Below are 1,567 nucleotides of genomic sequence, written 5' to 3' on the forward strand. Positions count from 1 at the left end.
CCCCACAGCACCACCGCCCGCGCCCCGCAGTCGCCCGCCGCCCGCAGCGTCTGGTTGTTGTACGCGCCGTACGGCGGCCGGAAGAGCCGGGGTCTGGCCCCGAAGCGGGCCTCCAGGCGGTCCTGCTGGCCGCAGATCTGGGCGCGCTGACCGGCGTACGGCAGGCCGGGCAGGTACGGATGGTCGACGGTGTGGTTCTGCACCGTGCTGAGGCCGCCGCCCGCCCGCCTCAGCCGGTCGAAGTGGTCGTACCCGGGCGAGGCCACGCTGTCCGTGAGGAACATGCTGATGGGCAGGTTCAGCTCGTCGACCATCCGCACGAACGCGGGGTCCCGCTCGGCGCCGTCGTCGAAGGTGAGGAAGACGACCTTGTCGCGGGTCGGCACGCGGTCGACGACGAAGGGGCGAGCCGGTTTGCGGGCCGGGGGCGGCGGCGCGGCGGGGAGCGGCGCCCGCAGTCCCCACCGCGCGTACGCCGCGGCGCGCGGGGCGGGCGGGGCGTGCGCGGCGAGCGCCTGGCCGCCCGCGTCGCGCACCTTCGGGGCGACGCTGCGGACGGCCTTCCTGCCGAGGCGCTCGATGGGGTCCACGGACTGGGCGCAGCCGGTGAGCGCCAGCGCACCGGCCGTCAGCAGCCCGGCCGCCAGCCGGTGCGCGCGCCTCACAGGTAGTCCTCCAGCCGTGCGACGGCGTACCCCTTGGCGGTGACCGTCTTCATGACCCGGCGGATCATGTCCGGCATGGTGCCCTTCCAGTCCTCCTTGCCCCGGAAGTGCGTGAGGATGATGTCGCCGGGATGCAGGTCGCGGTCCCACTCCCGCCACTCCATCCGGTCGGGGAACGCCTCGGCGGCCCACAGCGGCACGGCCTTGATGCCGCAGGAGCGGGCCGCGCGCAGGGTGTCGGCGTTGTAGTTGCCGTACGGCGGCCGGAAGAGCCGGGGCCGCTTGCCGTACCGCTTCTGGATGACGTCCTGCATTCCGCAGATCTCGCGCTTCTGCTGGGCGTACGAGAGGCCCGGCATGTAGCGGTGGTTGAGGGTGTGGTTGTGCAGGGACACGCCCCGGCCCTGCATGCGCGCGAAGTAGCCGTAGTTCTCGCGCACCAGGTAGTCGCTGAGGAAGGCGCTGTAGGGGATGCCCAGCTCCGTCATCATCTTCAGCAGCCTCGGGTCCTTCTCCGCGCCGTCGTCCATGGTCAGGAAGACGACCCGCTTCTTGACCGGGACGGTGGTGAAGACCGGCGGCAGCCCCGGGCCCGCGCTGAAGCCCTTGCGCGTGGTGATTCTCGGCTTCACGGCGGGCGGTGGGGGCGCGACGAGCGGCGGCCGCGCGAGCCCCCACTTCTTCGCGGCGGCGACGCGCAGGGTCTGGGCGCGCCGCAGCTGTTCGGCGTGTCCGGCCAGGTCGCGGGCGGGCCCCTGCCGGTACTCCCGCTGCTGGCCGGCGGCGGGCGGGGCGGGCGCCGCCGCGGTCGCCGGCGCGGTCGCCGTCGAGCTGATCCACACCTTCTCGCTGCTGCACGACGACATCATGGACGGCGACGAGACCCGACGGCAGCGCCCGAG

General features: G+C 73.7%; 2 protein-coding genes. Both read right to left on the bottom strand.

Going from position 1 to position 1,567, the window contains the following annotated elements:
• Positions 1-665, bottom strand: a 665-nt coding sequence (locus E2E34_RS34180) for a polysaccharide deacetylase family protein (protein WP_138905700.1), incomplete at its 3' end; no start/stop codon positions are given.
• Positions 662-1,531, bottom strand: a complete 870-nt coding sequence (locus E2E34_RS34185; protein ID WP_439333708.1) for a polysaccharide deacetylase family protein — start codon at positions 1,529-1,531, stop codon at positions 662-664. The genes E2E34_RS34180 and E2E34_RS34185, both read right to left, overlap by 4 nt.
• Positions 1,532-1,567: the final 36 nt, after the last annotated feature.

Origin of the sequence: Streptomyces albidochromogenes (assembly GCF_005981925.1) — a bacterium.
Classification (GTDB): domain Bacteria; phylum Actinomycetota; class Actinomycetes; order Streptomycetales; family Streptomycetaceae; genus Streptomyces; species Streptomyces albidochromogenes.